21 protein-coding genes are annotated in these 26,276 nt (G+C 39.1%); 15 read left to right on the top strand and 6 right to left on the bottom strand.

Features of this window, described 5'->3' with window-relative positions; translation table 11 throughout:
• Window positions 1-26: 26 nt before the first annotated feature.
• Window positions 27-1,784, bottom strand: coding sequence for a T9SS type A sorting domain-containing protein (locus ESV24_RS02355; RefSeq protein ID WP_111814027.1), 1,758 nt, complete (start codon window positions 1,782-1,784; stop codon window positions 27-29).
• A 169-nt stretch (window positions 1,785-1,953) separates the two neighbouring features.
• Between ESV24_RS02355 and ESV24_RS02360 the strand changes: the two genes are divergently transcribed.
• Together ESV24_RS02360 and ESV24_RS02365 are read left to right on the top strand one after the other, a co-directional pair.
• The gene (locus tag ESV24_RS02360; RefSeq protein WP_111814029.1) at window positions 1,954-2,583 is read left to right on the top strand and encodes a DUF998 domain-containing protein; all 630 of its coding nucleotides are present in this window, start codon (window positions 1,954-1,956) and stop codon (window positions 2,581-2,583) included.
• A 385-nt stretch (window positions 2,584-2,968) separates the two neighbouring features.
• Window positions 2,969-5,110 carry a S46 family peptidase gene (locus tag ESV24_RS02365; RefSeq protein WP_111814031.1) on the top strand — a complete coding sequence of 714 codons (2,142 nt, stop codon included), beginning with the start codon at window positions 2,969-2,971 and terminating at the stop codon, window positions 5,108-5,110.
• 167 nt (window positions 5,111-5,277) lie between these two features.
• Here ESV24_RS02365 and ESV24_RS02370 read toward each other — a convergent pair whose 3' ends face one another.
• Window positions 5,278-6,171, bottom strand: a complete 894-nt coding sequence (locus tag ESV24_RS02370) for a phospholipase A (protein ID WP_111814033.1) — start codon at window positions 6,169-6,171, stop codon at window positions 5,278-5,280.
• 145 nt (window positions 6,172-6,316) lie between these two features.
• Between ESV24_RS02370 and ESV24_RS02375 the strand changes: the two genes are divergently transcribed.
• From ESV24_RS02375 to ESV24_RS02385, 3 genes are all read left to right on the top strand, one after another.
• Window positions 6,317-7,201, top strand: coding sequence for a DUF808 domain-containing protein (locus ESV24_RS02375; protein WP_111814035.1), 885 nt, complete (start codon window positions 6,317-6,319; stop codon window positions 7,199-7,201).
• A 93-nt stretch (window positions 7,202-7,294) separates the two neighbouring features.
• A complete protein-coding gene (locus tag ESV24_RS02380) occupies window positions 7,295-7,834 on the top strand; it encodes a hypothetical protein (RefSeq protein WP_111814037.1) in 540 nt (179 codons plus the stop codon).
• Between the two features lie 99 nt (window positions 7,835-7,933).
• Window positions 7,934-10,339 carry a TonB-dependent receptor gene (locus tag ESV24_RS02385; protein ID WP_111814039.1) on the top strand — a complete coding sequence of 802 codons (2,406 nt, stop codon included), beginning with the start codon at window positions 7,934-7,936 and terminating at the stop codon, window positions 10,337-10,339.
• A 359-nt stretch (window positions 10,340-10,698) separates the two neighbouring features.
• On the opposite strand, the gene ESV24_RS02390 is transcribed toward ESV24_RS02385, so the two are convergent.
• Complete coding sequence (locus ESV24_RS02390) at window positions 10,699-11,007, bottom strand: STAS domain-containing protein (protein WP_111814041.1); 309 nt, start codon at window positions 11,005-11,007, stop codon at window positions 10,699-10,701.
• Between the two features lie 391 nt (window positions 11,008-11,398).
• On the opposite strand from ESV24_RS02390, the gene ESV24_RS02395 reads away from it, so the two are divergent.
• The 4 genes from ESV24_RS02395 to ESV24_RS02410 all read left to right on the top strand — a co-directional run bounded on the left by ESV24_RS02395 (window position 11,399) and on the right by ESV24_RS02410 (window position 14,911).
• Window positions 11,399-13,036: an ABC-F family ATP-binding cassette domain-containing protein gene (locus ESV24_RS02395; protein ID WP_111814043.1), complete on the top strand. Its 1,638-nt coding sequence runs from the start codon at window positions 11,399-11,401 to the stop codon at window positions 13,034-13,036.
• Window positions 13,037-13,161: 125 nt separating this feature from the next.
• Window positions 13,162-13,872, top strand: coding sequence for a flavodoxin family protein (locus ESV24_RS02400; RefSeq protein WP_111814045.1), 711 nt, complete (start codon window positions 13,162-13,164; stop codon window positions 13,870-13,872).
• A gap of 108 nt (window positions 13,873-13,980) precedes the next feature.
• Complete coding sequence (locus ESV24_RS02405; protein ID WP_111814046.1) at window positions 13,981-14,487, top strand: DUF4251 domain-containing protein; 507 nt, start codon at window positions 13,981-13,983, stop codon at window positions 14,485-14,487.
• Window positions 14,488-14,533: 46 nt separating this feature from the next.
• A complete protein-coding gene (locus ESV24_RS02410; RefSeq protein WP_111814048.1) occupies window positions 14,534-14,911 on the top strand; it encodes a PH domain-containing protein in 378 nt (125 codons plus the stop codon).
• Between the two features lie 65 nt (window positions 14,912-14,976).
• On the opposite strand, the gene ESV24_RS02415 is transcribed toward ESV24_RS02410, so the two are convergent.
• Complete coding sequence (locus ESV24_RS02415; protein ID WP_111814050.1) at window positions 14,977-15,360, bottom strand: DUF3037 domain-containing protein; 384 nt, start codon at window positions 15,358-15,360, stop codon at window positions 14,977-14,979.
• Entirely contained in the window at window positions 15,338-16,135 is a 798-nt protein-coding gene (locus ESV24_RS02420) for a HipA family kinase (RefSeq protein ID WP_111814052.1), read from the bottom strand. The genes ESV24_RS02415 and ESV24_RS02420 overlap by 23 nt, the downstream gene beginning before the upstream one ends.
• Before the next feature lie 145 nt (window positions 16,136-16,280).
• On the opposite strand from ESV24_RS02420, the gene ESV24_RS02425 reads away from it, so the two are divergent.
• From ESV24_RS02425 to ESV24_RS02445, 5 genes are all read left to right on the top strand, one after another.
• Window positions 16,281-17,759 carry a potassium/proton antiporter gene (locus ESV24_RS02425; protein WP_111814054.1) on the top strand — a complete coding sequence of 493 codons (1,479 nt, stop codon included), beginning with the start codon at window positions 16,281-16,283 and terminating at the stop codon, window positions 17,757-17,759.
• Between the two features lie 50 nt (window positions 17,760-17,809).
• Window positions 17,810-19,051, top strand: coding sequence for an alpha/beta hydrolase-fold protein (locus ESV24_RS02430; RefSeq protein ID WP_111814056.1), 1,242 nt, complete (start codon window positions 17,810-17,812; stop codon window positions 19,049-19,051).
• Window positions 19,052-19,072: 21 nt separating this feature from the next.
• Complete coding sequence (locus tag ESV24_RS02435) at window positions 19,073-19,612, top strand: DUF3124 domain-containing protein (RefSeq protein WP_111814058.1); 540 nt, start codon at window positions 19,073-19,075, stop codon at window positions 19,610-19,612.
• 212 nt (window positions 19,613-19,824) lie between these two features.
• Window positions 19,825-20,586, top strand: a complete 762-nt coding sequence (gene yaaA, locus ESV24_RS02440; RefSeq protein ID WP_111814060.1) for a peroxide stress protein YaaA — start codon at window positions 19,825-19,827, stop codon at window positions 20,584-20,586.
• Window positions 20,587-20,696: 110 nt separating this feature from the next.
• Entirely contained in the window at window positions 20,697-21,356 is a 660-nt protein-coding gene (locus ESV24_RS02445) for a uracil-DNA glycosylase family protein (protein ID WP_111814062.1), read from the top strand.
• A gap of 26 nt (window positions 21,357-21,382) precedes the next feature.
• Here ESV24_RS02445 and ESV24_RS02450 read toward each other — a convergent pair whose 3' ends face one another.
• A complete protein-coding gene (locus tag ESV24_RS02450; RefSeq protein WP_111814064.1) occupies window positions 21,383-24,676 on the bottom strand; it encodes a VCBS repeat-containing protein in 3,294 nt (1,097 codons plus the stop codon).
• A gap of 183 nt (window positions 24,677-24,859) precedes the next feature.
• Here ESV24_RS02450 and ESV24_RS02455 point away from each other — a divergent pair.
• On the top strand, window positions 24,860-26,276 hold a 1,417-nt coding region (locus ESV24_RS02455; protein WP_146951066.1), incomplete at its 3' end, for a proprotein convertase P-domain-containing protein.

Genomic DNA, 26,276 nt, shown 5'->3' on the forward strand with positions numbered 1-26,276 from the left:
GTATCTTATAAAATAGTTTACATAATTTATTTCTTCACCCACTTAGCAGTAATCGTTTTCTTTCCATCAGAAATACTAACGAAATACAACCCACTGTTTAAATGTTTCAGATTATAAGTGGAAGTAGTTTCCAGATTTCTTTCTTCGGAAAAAACCGCTTTACCGTCTACGCTATATATTTTCACTTTTGCATTTAATATTTCCTGTGGAATATTAAACGTCAAGATTCCTTCCGAAGGATTGGGGAATATGCTGATTACTGAACTAGCATTGAAATCTGTAACGCCTACAATCTCCTCTATTTCTACAAAGCCATCGCGGGTATTATTGCCTTTGTAGCCGTTTCGTTTTATATTGTCTGGGTTATAGGGTACATTCAGGTTGTAAACATTTACGAAAGTAGAGTCAACACCTGAACCAAAGGTTTGGGTATAACTGTTGGCGGTAAGATCTAAAAGTCCGTCGTTGTCCACATCGCCAACTACGGCGCCATTTAGAAAGGTAAATCCGCGGGGGCGTAAGGGGAAGCCTGGTACTTCACCACTTCCGTCAAGGGAATAGGCGTGTATATAGCCAATACCCGCCGCATCTGTCAAAACACTCGGGAATATTACTTCAAAAACGCCATCATTGTTTATATCGGCAATGGAGAGCACGCCTTCGGTGCCGCCATATTTTTCTATTGGGAAATTGGGTAGGTTATTGCCTTCCGCTGTAAGTCCATACACGGTAGGGAGCTGTGCGCCGGGAGTACCGCTCGTATTTCTGTCTGACATAAAAATTTCAAAAGTGCCGTCCGCATTAATATCTAGCACTGTTGGTGGGGAGTAGGTCCATTCGCTGGTAGCAATTGGCCAGCCAGCTTTATAGGTACCATCGTGCTCCATAACGTAAAAACCTGGAGCATCGCCGTGGTTGCTACCTATTATTTCCAAATCTTCGTCATTATCAAGATCAGCAAGAATAGGGGACTGGTAAGAGTATTTTACGTTTGGGTCAAACACTGGAAAGCCTGGAAAAACCTGGCCTTGTTTATCAAAAATATACATTCCAGCTGAAGAAGCCGCAATTACCACATCGGCATTACCATCGTTATCTACATCTGCTATTGAAGGAGTAAAGGCTGGAGTGGCGGCTATTTCAACGGGCCAATTGGCATTGATGGGAGTGCCGTCCATTTTAATAGCATGCACAAATCCTTGCGCACTAGCTACTCGCTCTCCTGTAATAATATCCAGCACACCATCTCCGTCAACATCGGCTGCGGCAGGGGCGTTGAGCATCCAATGGTTACTGAAGTTTAATGGCCAACCGGGCAGGTCGTTGCCTAAGGGGTCTAAAAGGTAAACACGGCCTGCGTTGGGAATACCACCAGTGTTTACAATTATTTCCAACGTGCCATCATCATCCAAATCTGCTACTGTGGGCGGGAGAAGGATAGTTCCACTTACTGGTTTTTCCCACAGTACAGTTCCGTCACCTTCCAATGCATAGAGGGTATTCCAGATTCCGTAGAGTATTTCTTCTACACCGTCGTTATCAATATCGGCAAGCGTGGTGCCGCGCGTATTTTTAAAAGTTGGGTTTGCAGGTTGGCCATAGCGCCATAGCAGGTCAAACACTTGTGACTTTTCTTGATTGTAATAATTTTCAGGCAGTGTAACTATTTCAACTGAAATGGTTCCGTCTTCATTGAGGCTAGCTTTTTTCCCCTGTTGCTGGGCGTTAGTTGTTGCAATTATTCCTAAGAATAGAAGTGAAAGGAGGGTAGTGGTTTTTTTCATGGGTTTTTGCTTTAATCAGTTTTTATAAAGTTATTAAATATTATTGGGTTTTACATTATGAATCATCCTCAGATAATTAGGGACTTTCAAATGCTTTTGAATTATAAATTTCTATTTCAAAAATTTGTATTTTGTAGCATGTAATCTCCTAATTACCAATAGTGTGCTTATGAAAATAAATAAATTTTTTGCCTTGGGCGGAGTTGTGGGACCTATACTTTTCATCGTAATGACTAGTTATTTCGGAAGTATAAGATTAGGCTATAACCATATGCATCAATTTATAAGCGAATTGGGAGCAACGGGTACGGCAAACGCCCAATTGATGAACTTTGCGGGTTTTATACCTTCCGGAATTTTGATTGCCGTTTTCGGAATTTCACTTTTAATGGTGCTTAAAAAGCAAAAATATGCGGCGATTGGTTCCGCATCAATCATCTTTTTTGGACTGGGAATTTTGGTTGACGGTTTCTTTTCCTGCGATGCCGGCTGTCCCGAGGCAGGGTCAATGGAAAATATGATACATAATGCGGTTGCCCCTATTGCTTTTCTGGCAGCAATAGTGGGTACAGGTTTACTTGGTTTTTCGTTTAAAAGAACACCTGCTTTTTATTCTTTGTGGAAGTATTCTATATTCACTTGCTTTATTTCGTTTGTGTCTTTGCTGGCGCTGCTCGCTTCTCTGGAATCACGAATGTTTACCGGCCTCTGGCAACGGCTGTTACTGCTCTCTATATTTTTGTGGTGCGGCATTGTGGGGTTACGCATTTTTAAACTAGGGAATAATAAAAAGCCATAGAGTTTAATAATGGATGAGGTTTAGTTTTCTCGTTTCTTATATGCATTCCTTCCCCTTAATAATTTCAAATCAAAAGTTCATTTTTTCTTTCATGGAAGGTGGCTTTTTCTGCCAAAAGACGGAAGGGGTTTTCAGATGTTTTTAGTTTTACCTCGTGTACCCACCCCGCCCTTCGGGCACCCCTCGCTTTCAGGGTGGGGAGCGCTTACTTTTCTATAAATTCCCATACTCTTAACAAAAAGTTAAAGTTGCTTTATTTTGCTCTTTTTAGAATGGAGCAGCTATAAAAAATGGGGATTCCGTTTATATTTACCGTTCGATAAATTTTAGTTGGTTATACTGCGTGTTTATCGTATTGTTATTAATTATAAAACTCCCTTTACGAATGAAAAAATTAATTATTTGTTTTCTACTCGCTGCTTTCGTGCTGCCTGTTCAGGCCAACGAAGGTATGTGGTTTTTAATGCACATTGAGCGGTTAAACTACCGCGATATGCAAAAAATGGGTCTTCAGCTTACGCCCGAAGAAATTTACAGTATAAACAACGCCAGCCTCAAGGATGCAATTGTTCAGTTTAACCGTGGGTGTACTGCTGAGATTATTTCAGACAGCGGTTTGGTATTGACCAACCATCACTGTGGGTACAGCCAGATTGCTGAACTTTCTACCGCTGAAAACGATTATTTGACTAACGGATTTTGGGCAGGAAATAACGCTGAGGAATTAAAGCCGAAAAAACTTTCCGTTCGCTTTTTTGTAAGAATGGACGATGTTTCAAAACGTATTTTAGCTTTGGTGAACGATAAAATGACCGAAGCCGAACGTGAAGCAACTATAAACCGTGAGATTGCCAAGATTGAGCAGGAAAACAACGAAGACGGGAAATATACCGTTTCAGTGAAATCTTTTTACCAAGGAAATGAATTTTACTACTTTGTTTACCAAGATTATAACGATGTGCGTTTGGTAGGTACTCCTCCTGCAAACATCGGGAAATTTGGTGGCGATACTGACAATTGGGAATGGCCACGCCACACTGGTGATTTTTCACTTTTTAGAGTTTATGCCGATAAGGACGGAAATCCTGCGGAATACTCAAAAGAGAATGTGCCACTTAAACCAAAATATCACCTAAAAACTAGTATTAAAGGTTTTGAGGAAAATGATTTTGCAATGATTTTAGGGTATCCAGGCAGAACCAACCGTTGGATGCCTGCCGGTGGTATTGAGCAGAATGTGAAATTTGCATATCCCGCTTGGGTAGAAGCTTCAAAAACATCTATGGACGTGATGAAGACTTATATGGATAAAGACCAGCAAGTAAAGCTTGATTATGCTTCCAGCTATGCCGGAATTGCCAATTACTGGAAGAACCGCCAAGGGATGATTGATGCACTTACGCAGCATAAAACCGCCGAAAGCAAGCGCGACGATGAAAAGGCTTTTCAGAAATGGGCCGGTAAAAAGGCCAATAAACAGTATGCCGATGTAATTCCTGTTATTAATAACTATTACAGTAAAACGAACGCGGCGAGCGCTCATGACAACTATCTAGGATTGTTATTACGTACACGTATGGCAACCGTTCCGTACCGATTGGGTAACGCGATTGATTATTATTTACAACAAAACGAAGCTAAGCAGGCTGAGGTTAAGCCTCAATTGGATGAACAAATAAATGATCTTTACGAAGGACTTTACATTCCTTTGGAAAAAGATGTGCTTGCCGCACAGATGAAACTTTATTCTACAAAAGCTGAAAACATAGCGCCAATGGTAGCGAGAGTTGCCACTGCAAACAACAAAAGTGACGCTGGTTGGAATGATTATTTGAACACAGCTTTTGAGAACAGTATTTTTCAATCAAAAGAAAAGTTGGAAGCCTTTATGGCAAATCCAGATGCTGAAGTTTTAAAGAACGATCCGTTGTTTCAGCTTTCTACAGATTTATTGACGCGCTACCGCTTTCAGTCTGAAGAGGAAAAACAATTGGATGCCGATTTTGAGCGTGCTTATAGAATGATGGTTCAAGGGATGCGCCTGCAAAACCCAGACGAGAAATACTATCCCGATGCCAATAGCACCCTGCGTTTAACGTACGGGAAAGTGATAGCACTTCCAGCTGATAAGCGTAACGACGCAATAAAAAATTATTACACAACTTTAAAAGGCACCGTAGCAAAATACCAACCGGGCGATGATGAGTTTGATATGCCTAAAAAACTGATTGATCTCTATGAGAAAAAAGATTTTGGGCAGTATGCAGACGCTGATGGCTATTTGCCAGTAAACTTTTTGACCGATAACGATATTACAGGTGGAAACTCCGGCTCTCCAGTATTAAATGGAAAAGGGGAATTAATTGGTCTAGCTTTTGACGGAAACATTGAAGCTATGGCAGGAGACGTTATTTTTGATGACCAATTACAGCGCACCATAAATGTAGACATACGTTATGTATTATTCTTGATAGACAAGTTTGCTGGAGCAAGTCATATTATTGATGAGTTGACTTTGGTGAAGTAATTTTATAGCTTCTGAAAAGCGGCATTTTAAAAAAAACCACGAATTCTAAATTATGGGATTCGTGGTTTTTTTATTTTTTCAGCTGAAATAGAAATGTGCAAATTCCAATTCTCTTGCGAAGTCTTCTTTCAAAGTTGGGAAGGAAAAACTAAATGCAAATCGAAGTTTTAATATAACGAAAGACCAACTCCCACAGTAGTTTGGTTGTGGTTATAATCTATTAGGCTCTCGCCATAGCCTGTAAAAACCTGTGCGTGTACTTTTAGGTTTTTAATAAAGCGATAGCTATAATCAAGTCTTGCACTTGCGTGACTGTTACTGCCGCCCCTGAGTGAATGGCGTGTTGCCAATTCAAAATTGTGGTTTCCTGCATTATAACTGAGATCGAGTTGCGCGCGACCCATATAGTCATCAATGTCTGGGTTGTCATCATTATTTTCGGCTTCTGGCAGGCGTATCCAAGGTTTTAAAACAATCTGTACTTTGTTTACTTCCCAACCCATTTGAAAAATAACACGGTTCCAGCTTCTGCTCAACGGGTTTGAGCGGCCATTACTTTGATGGTTCAGCCCGACGCCCATATAAACCCCTTTAAAATTTCCTATGCGGTAAGGCGTGCCAAATATAAGAAAGGCTTCCGGTTGGTAATTGGTTTCCCGAAAAGGTCTTGAGAGTGTATTATTGTAGATCTGCCAGCGTGAACTTTGGGAATAGGCACCCCAAACGTCGCCGCCTATCTTTTTGCCAAAGATATTATGAAGAATTTTTGTTTTAAAGCTTATTTGAAAAGCTAACTCAATATTGTCATAGCCAATAGGCTCCTCAACAACATTGTTTTCATTAATACTGGTGGGGGTGTCATTTACATTTGTTGTATAATTTGCGAACAAAATATAAACTGGCTTGTAGGGAAGAATACTGAATTCAACTTTTTGTGATTGCGAAGTGGAATCCAGCTGCCAAGTTTCTGCCAGCGTTGGGTATTTGTTTATGTCTTGCGCACGGGTGTGGAAAGAGATGAATATTAAAAATGCAAAGAATAAAAAAGTGGGGTTCTTCATTTAAATGATTTAAGCGGCAAAGATATATGAGGATTATTAAAGCTTATGTTAATGCCTATTTTTATATTTGAACAATTAAACGGGCTTCTTCAAAGTGCGCATTAATAAAAAATTCAATTGATCGGGGATATTTAAAAAGGAATTTATGGCATCAGGAATTTTCGCAATATTAGATGATGTGGCTGCACTACTTGACGATGTGGCAATGATGAGCAAGGTTGCCGCCAAGAAAACGGCGGGCATATTAGGGGATGATTTGGCGGTTAATGCTGAAAAAGCCTCCGGGTTTGCATCTACGCGTGAAATTCCTGTACTGTGGGCCATCACCAAAGGTTCTTTTTTAAACAAATTGATAATACTCCCCATTGCATTTCTGCTGAGTGCTTTTTTGCCTTGGGCCGTCACTATAATTTTAATACTTGGAGGGCTTTATTTGGCTTACGAAGGTGCAGAAAAAATATATGAATTCCTTTTTCCACATGCGCATACCCAAGAATCTTTGGTGGATGAAGGCCTTACGGAAAGCGAAATATTAGCAATTGAAAAGGAACGCGTAAAAGCAGCTATTGTTACAGATTTTATTCTTTCTATAGAAATAGTAATCATAGCCTTGGGAACGGTAGTTAAAGAAAATTTGACTACACAAATTATTGTAGTTACCATTATTGCCTTGATAGCCACTGTAGGTGTTTATGGTATTGTAGCATTAATTGTGCGTATGGACGAAGCTGGCTACAAATTAATAAAGCACAGCAAAGAGGAAAACAGTTTTTCAAGAAAATTAGGAACCTTCTTGGTTCAAGCACTTCCGAAGGTAATAAGAGCGCTAAGCATAATTGGAACCATCGCATTAATCTTAGTAGCTGGCGGAATTTTTGTTCACAATATCGATTTTTTTCATGATTTGTTACCATCTATACCTTCAATAATTACAGAATTTGTTGTAGGCCTTTTAGTGGGTTTTCTTTGTTTGATTGTAGTGGTGGGTATTAAAAAAGCGTGGGGAGTAATGCAAAAGACAAATGAATAATGAGTAATTCTTAATGCGAATTGATGAATTCCGTCAATCACTCCCTAATTTCAAATCAATTTTACGACATTTGAAAACCTTTAAATTTTCAGATTGAAAAAACAAATTGCCGCCATATTATTCCTATTTGTGCTTTTCGCTCCTGTGGTGACAATGTTTTTATTTCTTCATTATGAAAAATCCTCGATCAAGCGCGAAATAAAATGGAAAATGATTGCCGGAATGGATCGAGAGGAATTGGTGCTTCTGAAATTTTCAAAAGAAGAAACCCAAACAAAACTTCGCTGGGAACATTCAAAAGAATTTGAATATGATGGGCAGATGTATGATGTTGTTTCCAAAGAAATAAAGGGAGATTCTATTTTCTACCGTTGTTGGTGGGATCACGAGGAAACCAAACTTAACAAAAAGCTGCAAAAATTAGTAGCCAGCGCCTTTGATAATGACGAAAACAAACAGCGAAACCAAAAGCAGCTAAACGTTTTTTTTCAATCATTTTTCTGTGTATCACTTTTTGATTGGCAAGCTTCACTTTCGGAAATACCAGTGAAGAATTGTAATAATACAAACTATCTAAACAATTTTAGTCCAATTCAAAAAAGTCCGCCAACGCCTCCTCCCAGGCATAGTTAACGTCCAAAACGATATAATAATTACCTCTTTCAATATATTTTGAAAGAGTACTCTTGTGTTATTAATTGACACGTTAACTTAAAACAAACCAATTATAAAATGAAGAAACTATTTGTTTTATGGTTATTGTTGGGTTTTGCGGGAACTTCCTTCGGCCAAACCATTACCATACTAGATAATCAAACCAACGAGCCTATAGAGTTGGTTACGCTTACAAATACCAAATCACATTTATACGCCACTACAGACTCTAAAGGTCAAGCCGATATTTCAGCATTCAAGAATATAGCAAATATTGAAATACGTAGTTTAGGGCATAAAACACTCATAAAAAGTTATGCCGAATTAGAGTTGGAAAACTTTACTGTTTCGCTCGAAATCTCCAACTTCAACTTAGATGAAGTGGTTATTTCAGGTTCGCGATGGCGGCAGAGTAGTGACGATGTGCCTTCAAAAATCATTTCTATTTCGCCAAAAGAAGTAGCGCTACAAAACCCACAAACAGCTGCCGATCTTTTGAGTATTTCTGGAAAAGTGTTTGTGCAGAAAAGTCAGCAGGGTGGTGGTAGCCCTATGATTCGCGGTTTTGCAACCAGCAGATTGCTTTATTCCGTTGATGGGGTAAGGATGAACACGGCAATTTTCCGTTCCGGAAATCTTCAGAATGTAATTAATCTTGATCCTTTTGCCATTGAGGGCACCGAGGTTCTTTTTGGACCAGGCTCCGTAATTTATGGGAGTGATGCCATTGGTGGGGTAATGAGTTTTCAAACCTTGACGCCACGACTTTCACTGAGCAATTCGCCTTTAATAACAGGGAAGGCAAATGTGCGCTATTCTTCTGCCAACAATGAAAAAACCGGCCATTTTGATGTGAATTTAGGTTTTAAAAAGTGGGCATTCGTTACCAGCGTCACTTCTTGGGATTACGACAATTTACGCCAGGGAAGCCACGGTCCGGAAGATTACATAAAAGATTATTATGTGCAGAGACAGGACAGTACAGATGTGGTAATTACACAGGAAGATAAATTGTTGCAGATTCCGTCGGCATTTTCACAAATAAATATGATGCAGAAAATACGTTTTCAGCCCAATGAACGCTGGGATTTTCAATATGGTTTCCATTTTTCGGAAACTTCACCTTATGGAAGATATGACAGGCACCAAAGGGTTCGCCATGGATTGCCCCGTTATGCAGAATGGGACTACGGCCCACAGATTTGGATGATGAACAATCTAAACATTAATCACACTGCAAACAATTCAGTATTTGATCAAATGAGCCTACGTTTGGCACATCAATGGTTTGAGGAAAGTAGGATAGACCGCTCGTTCAATAAAACAGAAAGAAGCACCCAAGAGGAAGAGGTAGCGGCATACTCTGTTAATCTCGATTTTATTAAAGCAACTGGAGAAAGAAATACTTTCTTTTATGGTTTTGAGTATGTTTTGAACGACGTAAACTCAAAAGGGGAACTAACCGATATTTCAACAGATATTTCTGAAGTGGGACCAGCGCGATATCCAAAATCAAAGTGGCAATCCTTGGCGGTTTATGTTACCGACGAATATAAGGCTACAGATAATTTCACCTTAAGCGGTGGAGCGCGTTACAACTATGTTTTACTCGATTCTGAATTTGACACTACTTTTTATCCGTTTCCTTTTACCGAAGCCAACTTAAAGAATGGTGCGCTTACGGGTAGTTTGGGAGGCGTTTACCGCCCTAGCGGTTCTTGGGTGCTAAGTGCCAATCTTGGAAGTGCTTTTAGAGCGCCAAATGTAGATGATGTGGGAAAGGTTTTTGATTCGGAACCTGGAAGCGTCGTTGTTCCCAATCCAGATTTAAAACCTGAATACGCTTACAATGCAGATTTAGGTATTGCCAAGGTTTTTGGAGATATAGTGAAAGTAGATATTACAGGATATTACACCTCTTTGAAAGATGCTCTTGTGCGCAGGGATTTTAAACTGAACGGCCAAGATAGTATTCTTTACAAAGGTGAATTGAGCCAAGTACAGGCAATTCAAAACGCAGCAGTGGCACACGTTTATGGAGTGCAAGCTGGCGTTGAGGTAAAACTGCCAAAGGGGTTTGGATTTTCTACAGATGTCAACTTCCAAAAAGGGGAAGAAGAACTTGATAATGGAGAAAGCAGTACCTCACGACACGCCGCGCCGTTTTTTGGAGTGTCCCGATTAAATTATAAAGCAAACAAGCTAAGTATGGAACTGAATGTTAACTATCAAGGTAAGTATGATTTTGATGAGCTTCCCGAAGGTGAAAAGGAAAAGACAGAAATCTATGCTTTGGATAAAGACGGAAATGCATTTGCGCCTTCTTGGTACACGCTCAACTTTAAAGCGCTTTACAAATTAACAACCACTTTTGATATAAGTGGTGGAATTGAAAATCTAACAGACCAGCGTTACAGGCCATACAGTTCAGGAATATCTGGTGCGGGAAGAAATTTTATTCTTTCATTGACCGCACATTTTTAGTCGTGTCCGCAATAATTTTAAACACTGAAAAAAAAGTTAATGATAACGCTATTTTTCTTATATTTGGATTGAGCCTTTAGGCTTATTTCTCCCCAATTAATTTGAAAAGAGCCCGTGCTGTAAAGTTGCGGGCTCTTGATTTTAATAGGTTTCCTAAAAAAGGAAATCTTACGGCACACTTGTGGGTGCGCCTTAATTCGGAAAGATGAATTTCAACTTAGAGAATGAAAACAAAGATTTCCTTCCCCCGGTTGGCTTACTAATGCGCTTGGCAAATTTAACAAAACAGGGCATAATGAAAATCTTTTTAGATGAAGTAGACATATTCAGTTATTGGGAATAATGCAAACTAAAAGCAGCTATACCCGCACTCTAGGGATTTTATTGAAATAACGGATTCCAGTAAAGGAGAAGGTTAATTTTACCATTTCGTTCTTTCTGCAGAGCAGTATAATTTCCTTATTGTTTTCACGCGCTTTTTCAGTGGTAATGTAGAGCATGTAGGCTCCTGCAGCATCAAGGTTTTCCAATGGATCCAAATCTAAAATTAAGGACGGTGTCCTGTCTAGCGCAGTTTCAATTTTATGTTGAACTTCTGAGAGGTTGCCGCTGTACAATCTACCTTCTAAGCGTAATAGGCGATTGGTTAAAAAACTTTGAAATAACATTAGAATGTGAATAAAAATTAAACTTCACATAGGTTTTTTGTAGGAAATTAAGGGCTATTCGATTTGGAAAGGAAAATTGAAGTGTGAATTTACAAAATGTTGGCAGAACTACAGTCCCAATTACTGTGGGAAGATAGCTACCAAAAGAAAGATTCTCCAATTTTTCTAAATTGACGGATAATCAATAACAAGTCTCGGGCTGTAATAGCTAATCCACTTCTTTTTAATAGTTTTGCAGCCTCAAAAATAGGACGTAAGATCAAAAGACTTAAGACGTAAGACAAAATAAATCTTTTAAGTAAAGATTTATTTTTGAAAGCATTTAGTCCTATGTCTTAAATCATACAGTCTTACGTCATTTAAGAAAAATTCACAAGTATTAAAATAAAATATGATTTCAATAGATAATTTAGCGGTCGAGTTTAGTGGTGATACGCTTTTTAGCGATGTTACTTTTGTGGTGAACGAGAACGACAAAATAGCCCTAATGGGAAAAAACGGCGCTGGGAAAAGTACGATGATGAAGATAATTGCCGGTGTTCAGAAACCCACTCGCGGAAACGTGCGCGCACCAAAGGATGCCGTGATAGCTTATTTGCCGCAGCATTTGTTAACAGATGATACTGCAACGGTTTTTGAGGAAGCGTCAAAAGCCTTTAAGCAGATTTTTGAAATGCGCGACGAAATGGATCGCCTCAACAAAGAGCTGGAAACCCGCACAGATTACGACAGTGATGCATATATGAACATAATCACCAAAGTAGCGGAAGTTGGCGAAAAATATTATGCACTCGAAGAAATAAATTACGAAGCCGAAGTGGAAAAAGCCCTACGCGGTCTTGGTTTTAAGAGAAGCGATTTACATCGCCCAACTTCAGAATTCAGTGGCGGATGGCGAATGCGGATTGAATTGGCAAAACTACTACTTCAAAAACCGGATTTGATTTTGCTGGATGAGCCCACAAACCACGTTGATATTGAATCGGTGATCTGGTTGGAAGATTTCTTACTGAATAAAGCAAAAGCAGTAATAGTAATTTCGCACGATAGAAAATTTATTGACAATATAACAAACCGCACCATTGAAGTTACAATGGGAAGGATTTATGATTACAAAGCAAATTACAGCCATTACTTGCAATTGCGAGCCGATAGAAGATCACATCAAATAAAAGCATACGAAGAACAGCAAAGATTTATTGCGGAAACCCAACAATTTATTGATCGTTTTAAAGGTACTTACTCCAAAACCAATCAGGTAAACTCTCGAGAAAAGATGTTGGAAAAGTTGCAGGTAATTGAAATTGATGAAATAGACACTTCAGCATTGGCACTTCGTTTTCCACCTGCACAGCGCAGTGGCGATTATCCGGTTGTAGCCGAAGGACTTACTAAGAAATACGGCGACCTTGTAGTTTTTAAGGATGCCAATATGAGCATTTCTCGAGGTGAAAAAGTGAGTTTTGTAGGAAGAAATGGCGAGGGGAAATCCACCATGATTAAAGCCATTATGGGCGAAATTGATTTTGAGGGAAACTGCGCTCTGGGCCACAATGCCAAAGTAGGCTATTTCGCCCAAAACCAAGCCGCACTTTTGGATAAGGAACTCACCGTTTTCCAGACTGTAGATGAGGTTGCCAAAGGCGACATCCGTACACAAATAAAAAACATTCTCGGAAGGTTTATGTTCAGTGGCGATGATATTGACAAAAAAGTAGCATTGCTTTCCGGAGGTGAAAAAACACGTTTGGCAATGGTGAAGTTATTACTGGAACCCGTAAATGTTTTGATTCTCGATGAACCTACGAACCATTTGGATTTAAAATCGAAAGATGTGCTGAAAGAAGCCTTACTTCAGTTTGACGGCACCTTGATTTTGGTGTCCCACGACCGTGATTTTCTTCAAGGCCTTTCCGAAAAAGTCTTTGAATTTAAGGACAAACGCGTGATTGAGCATTTTGAAAGCATAGACGATTTTCTTCAGCGCAATAGAATTGAGAATTTGAAGGAGATTGATTTGAAGGTTTAAAAGTTTATTGGTTTATGGGTTTAAGAGTTTATGGGTTTATAAGTTTAGATATCACTGGAGATTAAAACTGATAATGCTCTTCTTTTCTGTAATGATTAATCGCTACCTTTAGAAATAAACAAATTATGGAAAAACCAGACTTTTCAAAACTGAAAGCACTTTACATAAACTGTACATTAAAACAATCTCCGCGGATGAGCCATACGCAGGGATTGATAGATGTTTCACAGAACATAATGGAAGCTGAAGGAGTTTCCTTTGAAAACATCCGTTTAGTAGACCATCCCGTTGCTTACGGAGTATATCCTGATATGACCGAGCACGGCGCTAAGGAAGATGCTTGGCCTGAAATTTGGAAAAAAGTGGACGCTGCAGATATTTTAATTATTGGCACACCTATTTGGTTGGGAGAAAAATCTTCCATCGCCAGTAAATTGATTGAACGGCTGTATGCTATGAGCAGTTTACAGAATGAAAAAGGGCAATATTATTTTTACGGAAAAGTAGGCGGTTGCATCATTACCGGAAATGAAGATGGAATAAAGCATTGTGCTATGGGCATCTTGTATTCGCTGCAGCACGTGGGCTACAGCATTCCGCCGCAGGCAGATTGTGGTTGGATAGGCGAAGCTGGACCAGGGCCAAGTTATGGGGATGAGGAAAGTGGTGCAAAAAACAACGATTTCACCAACCGAAATACCACTTTTATGACGTACAATTTGCTTCATTTAGCAAAAATGCTAAAAGAGCAAGATGGTTACCCCGCTTATGGTAATTCTCGAAAAAAATGGGACGATGGCACCCGCTGGAATTTTGAGAATCCTGAATATCGATAATATTATGGTTGCAAGTAACAACCGTATTTCTTAATATGGTTTCAATAAAAGATCTCGTGATTTCGGCATAATGATTGCTTCTTTCTCGTTATTAAAAAATGGTAAATTATGAAAACAACAAATATTTTATCTGTAGTTTTATTTTGCTTTATTTTTGGAAGCGTAAATGCACAAGACAAAAAAGTAAAAGCACAACTGGCTAACAAAGCAGAGCAAAGTGAAATTGACATTTTATTGAACTCCAAATCTTTCGAATTTATAGCAAATACAGCTTTACCGCTGGGGCAGCCTCCAAGAAATTTAGTTGGCAGTAATTATTCGGTAACATTTTCACCAGATCTCATTATAAGCAATATGCCGTTTTATGGTCGTTCCTATAGCACTACTATGGTTAGCGGTAGGGACAAAGGAATGCGTTTTAAAGATGCTCCAGAAATTTTTACTGTGGAAAAACAGGGCAAAGGTTTTGAAGTCAGGGCTAAAGTGAAAAATGACAATGAGACCTATACTGTTTTACTTATAGTAAGTGCTTCTGGTTATGCTACACTTTCCATCACTACAAATGATCGTCAAATAATGGATTATCAAGGAGAAGTAGTAAGTATCCGGGAATAAATCGTCTTCTAAACATCTAGCAATCTAAAAATCCAGCAATCTAACAATGAGCTTATTCAACAAAATATTGGGAAACTCCAGTGAGGTTTCTGCCGAAAAATTAAATGAAAAATACGGTCGCCTTTTAATTGATGGTGAAGTTGTGGAACTCGGTTTCTCACTTTTCCGCGATGTATTTATGTTTACAAACAAACGCCTTATTTTAATTGACGTGCAAGGATTAACTGGCAGTAAGGCTGAATACAAATGTTTGCCTTATAAACATATTTCGAGATTTTCCTTAGAAACCGCCGGCACTTTCGATCTTGACGCCGAACTAAAAATCTGGATTAGCAGCGAGGATCTGCCAACTGTAAGCAAAAAATTCAATAAAAGCATAGACATCTACGAAGTGCAGAAATATTTGGCAGCAAAAGTTTTGTAGAATTATTCAAAAGTCAGCTTAGAGACTATTTAAAAAAACATTCGTGAATTCGTGGTAAAAATTTTTCAAAGCACCAATTCTTGAAATAACCGCTCCAACGTTTTTTCCAAGTCTTCGCTAAACCCATTGTGCGGCCGTGAAGTTTGAATTGAAGAGCTGCGTTGTGCTGTAAGCCATCTGAACCTGTCTGGTATTTCCCATTGTGCCACGGGACCGCCTGCTTTTGATCCCGAGCAGATTTTTTCAAAGGCGTTGAGGTTTTGTTCAAAATCCACTACCTCCAGTTCGCAGGAAAAAAGTTTTAGTTTTTCGTTATCAATTTGGTATTTGCAGTTTAGATATTTGGCACCCTTGCTAAAAAGTATGATGCCTACATTCAGAAACTCCTCGCGTTCCACACGAGGCACCAAACGTATTACCGCGTATTCATACAAGTTTTTCCCGGGCATCCTGAATCTGTTTTACAAAGTTGTTTGAATTATTTCTTCTAAGTACTAAAAACTGGTAATACACCTCCCTGATCTCTTCGGCATTCATTTCAGCGCCTTCCCAATTTAGCCAGTCTGTAGGAATTAAATTTGTTATTTCACGCAATTTTTCATCTGGAAGAAGCGCCATCATTTCGCTATTTATTTCTTCAACTAAAGTAGCTTGAGGCAAGAGAACATGGTCTTTAATATATGGAAATGTACTTAGCGCCGCCTTTTGCCAATCGCCCCAAGAATGGTGAAAATAAAAGGTAGCTCCGTGGTCTATAAGCCAAAGTTCTTTATGCCAAATAAGCATATTGGTATTTTTTACCGTCCGGTCTATATTTGTTATTAAAGCATCGAGCCATATAATTTTAGAAGCTAATTTTTCATCAACAGTTGTAACTACAGGGTCAAAAGTTAATGCGCCCGAAAGAAAGTGTAAAGCCAAGTTAAGCCCTTGGCTACCTTTTAAAAGATCTTGAATTTCTTCATCGCCTTCACTACGGCCGAAGGCTTCATCAAGGTTTGCAAAAACCAGTTCCGGAATTTGCAATCCCAAGGTTCGTGCAATTTCTCCGCCCAGCAATTCCGCAATTAATGCTTTTACTCCGTGACCCGCACCGCGAAATTTTAGAACATATTTAAAATCGTCGTCCGCTTCGGCCAAAGCGGGTAAGGAACCTCCTTCTCGTAGTGGAGTTATGTAACGCGTAACGTTTACGGTGCGGAGTTCTATTTTATTGATTGTCATCGCTTGCAAAATTAGGGTTATTTGTGAATATGGAACTAGAATTCCGTGGAGATGTTTTTAGTGGGTGTCAAAAATTGATTTTGGTTATTTTTGAAAGTTTAAATTCGTATTTTGCGTAGATGCGAAACATTTAAACTAAAAGCTATTGAATTTAACCATTGAAAACATTCTGCTTGTTGGTTCGTTATTGCTTTTTATAAGTATAATTGCGGGTAAGACTTCTTATAAATTTGGCGTTCCCACTTTAGTTCTATTCTTGGGCATTGGAATGCTTGCTGGTGAGGATGGAATTGGCGGTATTAGCTTTAACGATCCGCAGTTGGCGCAATTGATAGGAATAATTTCATTAAATTTTATTCTTTTTTCAGGGGGTCTGGACACCGATTGGAAAGCAGTAAAGCCCATAGTGAAGGAAGGTTTCGCGCTTTCAACTTTGGGTGTTTTACTTACTGCTGTTGGCTTGGGAACCTTTGTTTATTTTGTTACCGATTTTACTATTTATGAAAGTTTGCTTCTGGGCAGTATAGTATCATCTACCGATGCCGCTGCTGTATTTTCTATTTTGCGATCTAAAAATCTCGCACTCCGTTCTAATTTACGTCCTACCCTAGAGATGGAAAGCGGGAGTAACGACCCGATGGCTTATGTTTTAACCATTGCTTTTTTGGGATTGGTAATCAATCAAGATAAAGGATTGGCCTCCATGATTCCGTTGTTTTTTCAACAAATGATTATTGGAACCATAGCTGGTTTTGGCTTTGGAAAGTTAAGCAAGATTATAATCAATAAAATCAACTTAGATTTTGAGGGTTTATATCCGGTGCTTGTAATTGCTTTAATGTTCATCACCTTTTCCGTAACCGATTTTGTGGGAGGAAACGGCTTTTTAGCCATATATATTTGTGCAGTCTTTTTGGGTAACCAATACTTAATCCACAAAAAGACCATTCTTAAAATGTATGATGGTTTGGCGTGGTTGATGCAGATTGTACTTTTCTTAACTTTGGGACTTTTAGTGTTTCCTTCACAGATTGTTCCTGTTATTGGTATTGGACTTATAATTTCCTTGTTTTTAATCTTTGTAGCGCGTCCTGTGGCGGTTTTTATCAGCTTGATTCCCTTTAAAATGAAATTGCGCAGACGGTTTTATATCTCGTGGGTAGGCTTGCGCGGGGCTGTACCCATTGTATTTGCAACCTACCCTTTACTGGCTGGAATAGGCAAGGCAAATATGATTTTTAATATTGTATTTTTCATTTCACTTACCTCTATTTTGATACAGGGAACTACCCTTTCAGTAGTTGCGAAGTGGTTAAAAGTGAGTATTCCCAGTGAAGAGAAAAAATTGACTCCCTCAGAGAAATTTCTAGAAGAACATCCCAAAACAGAAATGCGCGAGATAGGTATTGCAAGAGGAAACAGGGTTGTGGGTAAAAAAATTGTCGATATTGAATTCCCCAGAACTGCCATTATTGCAATGATAAAAAGAAATGAAAAATACATTACACCCAACGGGAGTACTGAAATTAATGCAGATGACGTGCTTATTGTGCTTTCTGAAACAAAAAAGGGAATTGGAAAAGTGTACAAAGCTTTAAAGATTAAGGAGTTTTCAGCTTCGTGAATTCCATAAAAAATAAATTATATTCGTAGTAATCATATAATTAAATAATTATGAAAAGTCAAAAGCTTCTATTTATTATAGCATTGTTTTGTTCGCTAACTATTTTTGCCCAAGATATTTCTGTAGGAAAAAGAGATAAACTTCATTCAGAAATACTTCAGCAGGATCGTGAGTTCTCGGTTTATTTTCCACCTTCATATAATACTACTGTAAACCAAAAGTATCCCGTACTTTATATTTTGGATGGCGATTACAATTTTCAATATGTAGCTGGCTTTTTAGAATTGCAGGGTGCTATAAGTGAAATTATTCCAGAAATGATTTTGGTAGCCATTTCAGGAAAAGGAACCAATGAATACCGGAAAAACTGTAAACCCAAAATTGAGGGCGTGGAAGATAGCGGCAACGCAGAAGAAGTGGTGCGTTTTATTGAAAAGGAATTGATTCCGTATGTAAACAAAAACTATAAAACGGCAGATTATAAAATTCTAGGCGGGCATTCTGTTGGTGGAATATTTGTAATTAACACTGCAATAAACCATCCTGATCTTTTCAACAATTATATCGCTATCAGTCCTGCGCTTTGGTGGGGAAATAATGCGATGGAAGAGGTGATGGAAAAAACTTGGGGCAAAACCAAAAGCACAACGGCAAGCCTATACATTTCGCTTGCAAATGAAGAGGGAATGGGCGTGGATAAATTTCTGAAAAAAGTACCAAAAAGTATAATGGACAAAAATATAAAGTATCAGGAGTTCCCCACTGAAATTCACAACTCCGTAGGTCTTTCCAGCTATAAATGGGCATTGGGTGCCATTTTTAAAAATTGGTACGTAAAGGAAGAATACTTCGGTTCTGCGGAGGCCCTAAAAAAACATTATGCCGAAGTGCAAAAACAGTACGGGAGCATATTCAATATTCCGTTTACCGTTTTGGGCAACACACATTATATGCTTCAAAAAAACGATAAAGAGCGTGCAAAAGTGCAGATGGCTTTGAAGGAATTGAACCCGAATGCTTTTGTGCTATTTAATACTTACAGAGCGGGAAAACTTGTGACGAGCAAAGATTATGAGGAGGCTGAACAGTTATTGAAAGATGCCTTGGCAGTTAACCCTAATAACTTTGATAGCTATAATGTTTTGGCGAAAATTGAATCTGCCAAAGGGAATGAAATGGAAGCAAATGAAACCATCAACAAAGCTATAAATTTGGCAAACCAGCAGCGAGCGCGGCAATGGCAAATAAATGAACTGCTGGAAACAAAGGCGGAAATAAATAAAAAGCCGTAGTTTTATTAGGAATATTGAGAGATGAAAAACCTTTATTACATATTACAGATCACAAGCGTGTTTTTTTTATTTGGATTATCATTGGCCTGCGATGATTCTAAGAAAATAAGCTCGTACCATGCAAATCATTGGGAAGATCACTATGTGGATCCCGAAGCCATAGGGACAAAAAGTGATTCGCTGCAGGAGGGGAAAACTTATTTGAGTATTTATTCGCACATCTATAGTTTTTCATTAGAGAAATCACAGAATTTAACTGCTATGGTAAGCCTTAGAAATGTGAGCGCTACGGACACTATCTACATTTCAAAAGCAGATTATTACAACACCAAGGGCGAATTGATTCGTCATTATTTTAAGAAACCAATTTATTTGAAACCATTGGAAACCGTTGAAATCGTGATAGACGAAAGTGACGAACACGGCGGTAGTGGTGCAAATTTTATTTTTGAATGGTCCACAAAATCTACAACTCCCGAACCGCTTTTTGAAGCAATTATGACTTCACTAAGAGGATCGCAAGGTATAAGCTTTACTACTATTGGGAGAAGGATTGATTGAAATACGAAGTGCGAAGTGCAAACTACGAAGTGCGAAATATGAGGTGCGAAATACGAAATACAAAATCTGAGATTCTACTTGTGCTTTAGAGTTAAGTTGCAATTTTTTTCACAGCTAAATAACTCACCGCCGAATCCCAAATCAACAAATTCCGAATTAACGAATCACAAATCCCAATAGTTTTCGTTATTTTTGAAGAAAAAGCTAAGTAGATGAAAATAGTAGTTTCCCCAGCTAAAACGCTGGATTTCGAATCCAAACTTCCCACCACACGCGGCACCCAACCTAAGTTTTTGGAAGAGGCTGAAATGATAAACAACAAACTGGAGCGCAAGAGTAAAAAGTCGGTTGCGGAATTGATGGACATTAGCGATAAACTAGCTGAGTTAAATTACCAGCGATATAAAGAATTCAATACACCATTTACCAAAGAAAACGCACGTCCTGCGGTTTATGCTTTTGCTGGCGATGTTTACACAGGCCTGGACGCTTACACCATTCCTTCTGAGAAAATTGATCTTTTGCAGAACTCACTGCGCATACTTTCGGGAATGTATGGAATATTGCGGCCACTGGATTTAATGCAGCCTTACCGTTTAGAGATGGGTACCAAACTTCCGGTAAACCGCAAAAAGGATTTGCATTCCTTTTGGAAAAAAACACTCACGGAATCGTTAAATGCCGAATTGGAAGATGAAGAACTTTTCCTCAATCTTGCGAGTGTGGAATACTTTAATGCGATTGACGAAAAGAAACTTAAAGTACCTATAATTTCACCAGTTTTCAAGGATTTCAAAAATGGCAAGCTAAAGATTATTTCCTTCTTCGCCAAAAAAGCGCGTGGCAGCATGGCTCGTTTTGCCATTGATACTAATGTGAAAACTTTGGAAGATTTGAAAGCCTTTAATTATGACGGTTATGGCTATAGTGAGGAATATACATACAAAGAAAGTGAACCTGTTTTTATAAGGTAATTGAAACTGAAATTGAAATCGAAATCGAAATCGAAAAGTTTATTTCAACTATCAAATCAACCATCAACCATCAACCATCAACCATCAACAATCAACAATCAACAATCCCATTGTTTCACCACATCCACCCATACCCACCCTATATTCCCAAAAACGCAACCAAACTTATTGTCGGAACGCTGCCGCCGCCAAGATTTACAACTGGCGAATTAAAGGAAGGTGATGTGGATTTCTGTTACGGAAGCCGCGACGGGCAGTTATGGTTAATACTTGACAAAATATTCAGCCTAAATTTAAAATTTGAAACCACTGCCGAAGCCATCACTCAACGTGAACACTTTCTTAAGAAAATGGGCATTGGTATTTGCGATGTGGTAGCTTCCGCAAAGCGCGAAAAAGTAGATGCTTCAGATATTGGGATGCAAAATGTGGAGCTGCGCGATTTGATTGCCGTACTTCAACAAAACCCTAATATTGACACGCTTCTTTTTACTGGTGGAAATAGTAAAAACGGCCCCGAATATTTCTTCCGAAGAAATCTAAAAGATTACAATATTTCGCTGAAATTGGTTTCCAATGTAGTACCTAGAATCCATAATTTTGAATTGCCCGAGAGCGGGAGAATTGTTAAAACCGTTTCTTTAATAGCACCATCGGGAGCAGCAAATAGAGCTGTTGGCAGTCTTGCCGACTATAAAAAAATGAAAGACGAATTTCCCGAAAAAACCACAATTGATTTTCGCGTGGAACAGTATAAACCTTTTTTTTAAATACAATTAAAATTGCCCCTTTGGGGTTAGGGGGACGTAAAATTAAAAATCTGCAAGGGCGCATTGTTGCTCACTACCATAAACATTTCCTTACCGTTTATTTTGATGGCTTTCATATTTTTAGAATCGCTGGCTATAAAAGGTACATATTCCTTAGAATAGTTGAAACCACCCTTACCATCGCCCAATAAAACATAACCGTAGTTGCTGTCATAACGGATGGTTTCCACCTCGGCATCATAAATGGCGCCAACGCCCATAATATCCAACTTTCCATCATTGTTGAAATCGCGGGAAATGAAAGATAGTGTAGGCCCCAATTGGGCTTCGTTGGGCAATGGCCTTACTTTAAATTTTCCACCGCCCAGATTTTCCACGTAAATGCTTTCAAAATCATGACTGGTCAATTTATAAGCTTCTTTTAATTCTTCGGCCCCATATATTCCGTCCATATCTAAGTTGGAAAATTCCTTATAACTTTTTATTTTATCCAGCAGAAATGGATTTTGCTGGCTACTGCATTCCTTACCGCGAACGGGAACAAGCCTACCATCGTTTATCTTGCTCATAGCTACATCAAAGCTGCCGTTATTGTCAAAATCCTTGGCATAAATGAATAGCGGTTTTTCTGCGGAAGGATGAAATTTATTGTTTCCGCCTATATTTCCAAAAACATAATCCGCATCGCCGTCGCCATCAAAATCTGCGGCAGTTACGGAAAACCACCAACCTTCGGTATTTTCAAGTCCGGTTATATTTTCGTTTTTGGCAAACTTTCCGTTATTATTGCTGAAAATTGTTGGTGCCATCCACTCTCCGGTTACCAAAAGATCGAGGTCTTTATCGTTGTCATAATCGGTAAAAACGGCTGCAGAAATCATCCCGATTTCTTTAAGCGAAGGACTTTCTTCGGTAGCATCCTTAAAGATTCCGTTTTCATTTTTAAGAAGATAGGAGCGTGGTGCAAGCGGATATTTTCTTGGAATCACATTGCCGCCAACAAATAAATCCTGGTCGCCATCACCATCGTAATCTGCCGCCACAACGCTTTTGCCAGAAACTAACATGGTTGGCAAAGCTTCTTTTTTATAGGTGAAATTGCCTTTGCCATCGTTCATGAAAAGCCTATCCTGTAAAAGCGGACTGTTCTCATCCAGTTCATAACCTGCAGTCGCAACGTAGAGGTCTTGGTCGCCATCGCCATCGGCATCAAAAAATAGAGCTTGGGCATCTTCAAATTTTGCATTGTTTTTCCAAAGAGCTTCATTTGTTTTCATGAAACTTCCATTTGTTTTTTGAATGTAGAGAGCAGCTTCGGCATTGGCGGCATTTCCTACGAAAAAATCATCCAAACCATCACCGTTAACATCTGCTACGGCAAGACCGCTGCCTTTGGTAGATTGTTTTTGGGGAATAAGAAGCTGAAGGGAAAAATCGTCAAAATCATTCTCTTTCTGCATATAATCTATCCCAACGCTTGCTGGATCAAGACTTTCTTTTCTTGAAGCAGGGTTTTGATACGCCACGGTTCCAGCAGTTGCCGTACTGTAATCTACAGTGAGCATTTTGTTAGCTGCAGGAGCGTTCAGCTTTGAAATTTTTCCATCGGGCCACTGCACTACTACTTCATCAACTTTATTATTTTTTCCAAGCCCGAAGTGAAGCACGTCTGTTACTGAAGATTGAAAACCGCGAGCTAGGTACAACTGCTGAAATTGTATGGTGTCCGCTTTTTTTACATATACTTTAGCGCCTATTCCCAGTGAATTGTTTTTTGGACCTTTTAGCTTTACTTGCAGATAATTGGTGTTGGCGTTATTTCGGTATAAGCCTACTTCGTCGTCTATATTGTTTATTATCAAGTCTAAATCGCCATCATTATCAAGATCTACATAGGCTGCGCCATTGGAAAAAGTTGGGTCTTCCATTCCCCATTCCTTCATTTGTTTGGTAAATGTTAGGTCGCCGTTGTTTTTATAAATATAATTGTTCAGTTTCTGTGAGGGCAGCATGGCCTGTACGGCCTCCAAAGTCATCTGTCCTTTATTGGCTATTATTTTCTTCATCTCTGTTCTGAAATCTTGGTTGGTATAATCTTTAATAACGCCATTGGTTATAAAAATATCCTTCATCCCGTCATTATCAAAATCGGCGATTAGCGGTGCCCAGCTCCAGTCGCTTTTGGCAACGCCGCTAAGTAGTGCGGTTTCATTAAATTTGCCATTTCCATTATTGTAATGGAGCATATTCGCCATATACGGATGGTTATAGCCTATGTCAACCATTTTATTGAAATTTTCAGTATTCATAGAAGCCATATTCTGCTTGCTGCGCTTGTAGTTTTCCGCAGTCATATCAACGGTGATAAGATCTGGAAGAAGATCATTATTGAGGTCTGCATAATCTGAACCCATGCTGTAGAAGGAGATATGGTCTATGCGGCTGTTTATTTCGTTTTTGAAGGTACCGTCTTTTTGGTTGATGTACATTTGGTCCGGTTCCAGAAAATCGTTGGAAACATATATATCGTCCCAGCCATCGTTATTGAAATCGCCCACAGCCCCAGCCAGCCCCCAAGCTTTGTTGTAAACCCTCGCCTCGCCAGTTACTTTTGTGAAAGTGGCGCCATCATTTCGGTACAATTGATCGCTGGTAATTTCTTCAAGTTGGTTCTGAATTTCGGCACTTATGGTAGTATTGTTTTTGAAATCATAGCGATAGTTTACGAGATATAAATCTAAATCGCCATCCTTATCGTAATCCAGCTGATATATTTGCGTAGAATAACCGGGATCGTCCAAGCCCCATTTTTTTGCTTCTTCCTTAAAGGTTCCATCTTTTTGATTTACGAACAGAAGGTTTCTTCTGCCATTATCGTCGTATACGGAACCTGCTTTGCAAACGTAAATATCCAACCAGCCGTCATTATTTATGTCTAGCATGCTCGCACCTGTTGAAAAGCCTTTATAGTCTTCCGTTTTTGAAACTGTAGTAATATCTTCAAAAACAAGCTCACCTTTATTTTTGTACAATTTATTGGGTCCCATGCTTGAAACAAAATACACATCCTGTAATCCATCGTTATCAATATCGCCCACTGCCACACCGCCACCAACATATATATAGGTATAATTCAAGAAGTTGAAATCCACATCTTCTTTAATAACATTCGTGAAATTTAATTGTGATGTTTCAGAAGTTACCTTAGTGAACAAAGCAGTAGCGTTATCGGTGTACCCCGAATCGATCTTATCTTTTGGCGGTTGTGAACAGGAAAATAAGAGCAGCGAGAAAGTAAGGATGGTAATTGTTGTTTTCATAATACATAAGATTAACTCACTTAAAAATCCAAGGATTTAGAGGTTCAGGAAAAGGATATTTTTTGATTAATTATAATAATTTCTAAATATATAAAATTTTAGGTATGTGAATTATTTGTCTTTTATGATAAATTAAAGTATTTTTAAGGACTTTTTAACTATTAATCTTAAATTATCAATTTTATGAAAAAAATTACACTGTTTTTATTCGTACTGTTTGTCGTCTGTATGACGTGGCAAACTAATGCGCAGACTTATACACAGTCCACACCAGTTGCTATAAGCACTGGGGCTGGTGCAACGTACACCTCGACGCTAAATGTACCTGCAAATGGTAATATTACAGATCTAAATGTAGATCTGGATATTGCACATACTTGGGTTAGTGACCTAGTTGTTTCTTTGACGTCACCAAATGGAACTACCATGATTATTTTGGATTCTGCTGCTTCTTGTTCGCAAAACAATATAGATGTTGTATTAGATGATGCAGCGGCTATTAATGTTTCTACTGTTTGCGCTCCCTCTACTAGTACAACAAATCCTCCAACTTCTTGGGCAATGCAAGGTACGTTTGCTCCCAATAATCCTCTTGCTGGCTTTAATGGAGAAAACGCAATAGGTGATTGGATACTTACAATTGTGGATGGAGCTGCCGGAGATGGTGGTACTTTAAATAACTGGAGCTTAATTGTTACCTTGGCACCACCTCCGGGAGACATTGCCGAATGCGCCACAGGACTTCCTTTAGCGATAGACCCACCGGCATCGATAACTTCTACTATCAATGTTACTGAAACTGGCGTGATTGGAGCTGCCAATGGCGATTACCGTTTTGACGATGTTATGCTTAATGTTGCAAGTGGATGGGCAAGTGACCTAGACTTTACATTGATAGCTCCTTCAGGAACTACACTGGATCTTTCTTCTGGAAATGGTGGACAAAATGGTTTAAATCCTGCACAGAATCTAATGTTTACTGATAGCTCAGGAAATAACGTAACCACATGGGGTAGTGCACCTCCTTTGGCAGACTATCAACCAGAAGGCGGTTTATTGAACACCGTCTTTGCTGGTGAAGCAGTCAACGGTATTTGGACGCTAACTATAGTTGATAATGCTCCTTTTGGCGATGGCGGGTCCTTAAATTCTTTCTGTCTTAATATGTCAGTGATTACTGTTGTGGGTGATCCACCAGTAATTGCCTGTCCTACAAATATTACGGTAAACAACAGCGCCGGACTTTGTTCTGCTGTGGTAAACTTTACTGGAGTAGCTTTTGACACTGAAGATGGAAACATCTCGGGCGATATTATCGCGACCCCTGCCAGTGGAAGTTCTTTTGCAGTTGGTGATACCGACGTGGAGCTTTCCGTTACCGATAGTGACGGCAACACATCAACCTGTAACTTTACGGTTACCGTGGTTGACAATGAACTGCCGGTGGCAGTTTGCCAAAACATAACCGTAGACCTTGATCCGGTAACCGGAAACGCTACCGTTACCCCTGCCGAGATAAACAACGGCTCTACGGACAACTGTGGTATCGCCACCTATGCACTTGACGTTTCATCGTTCGATTGCTCGATGACGGGTGACA

Origin of the sequence: Aequorivita lipolytica (genome assembly GCF_007997135.1) — a bacterium.
GTDB classification, from domain to species: Bacteria; Bacteroidota; Bacteroidia; order Flavobacteriales; family Flavobacteriaceae; genus Aequorivita; species Aequorivita lipolytica.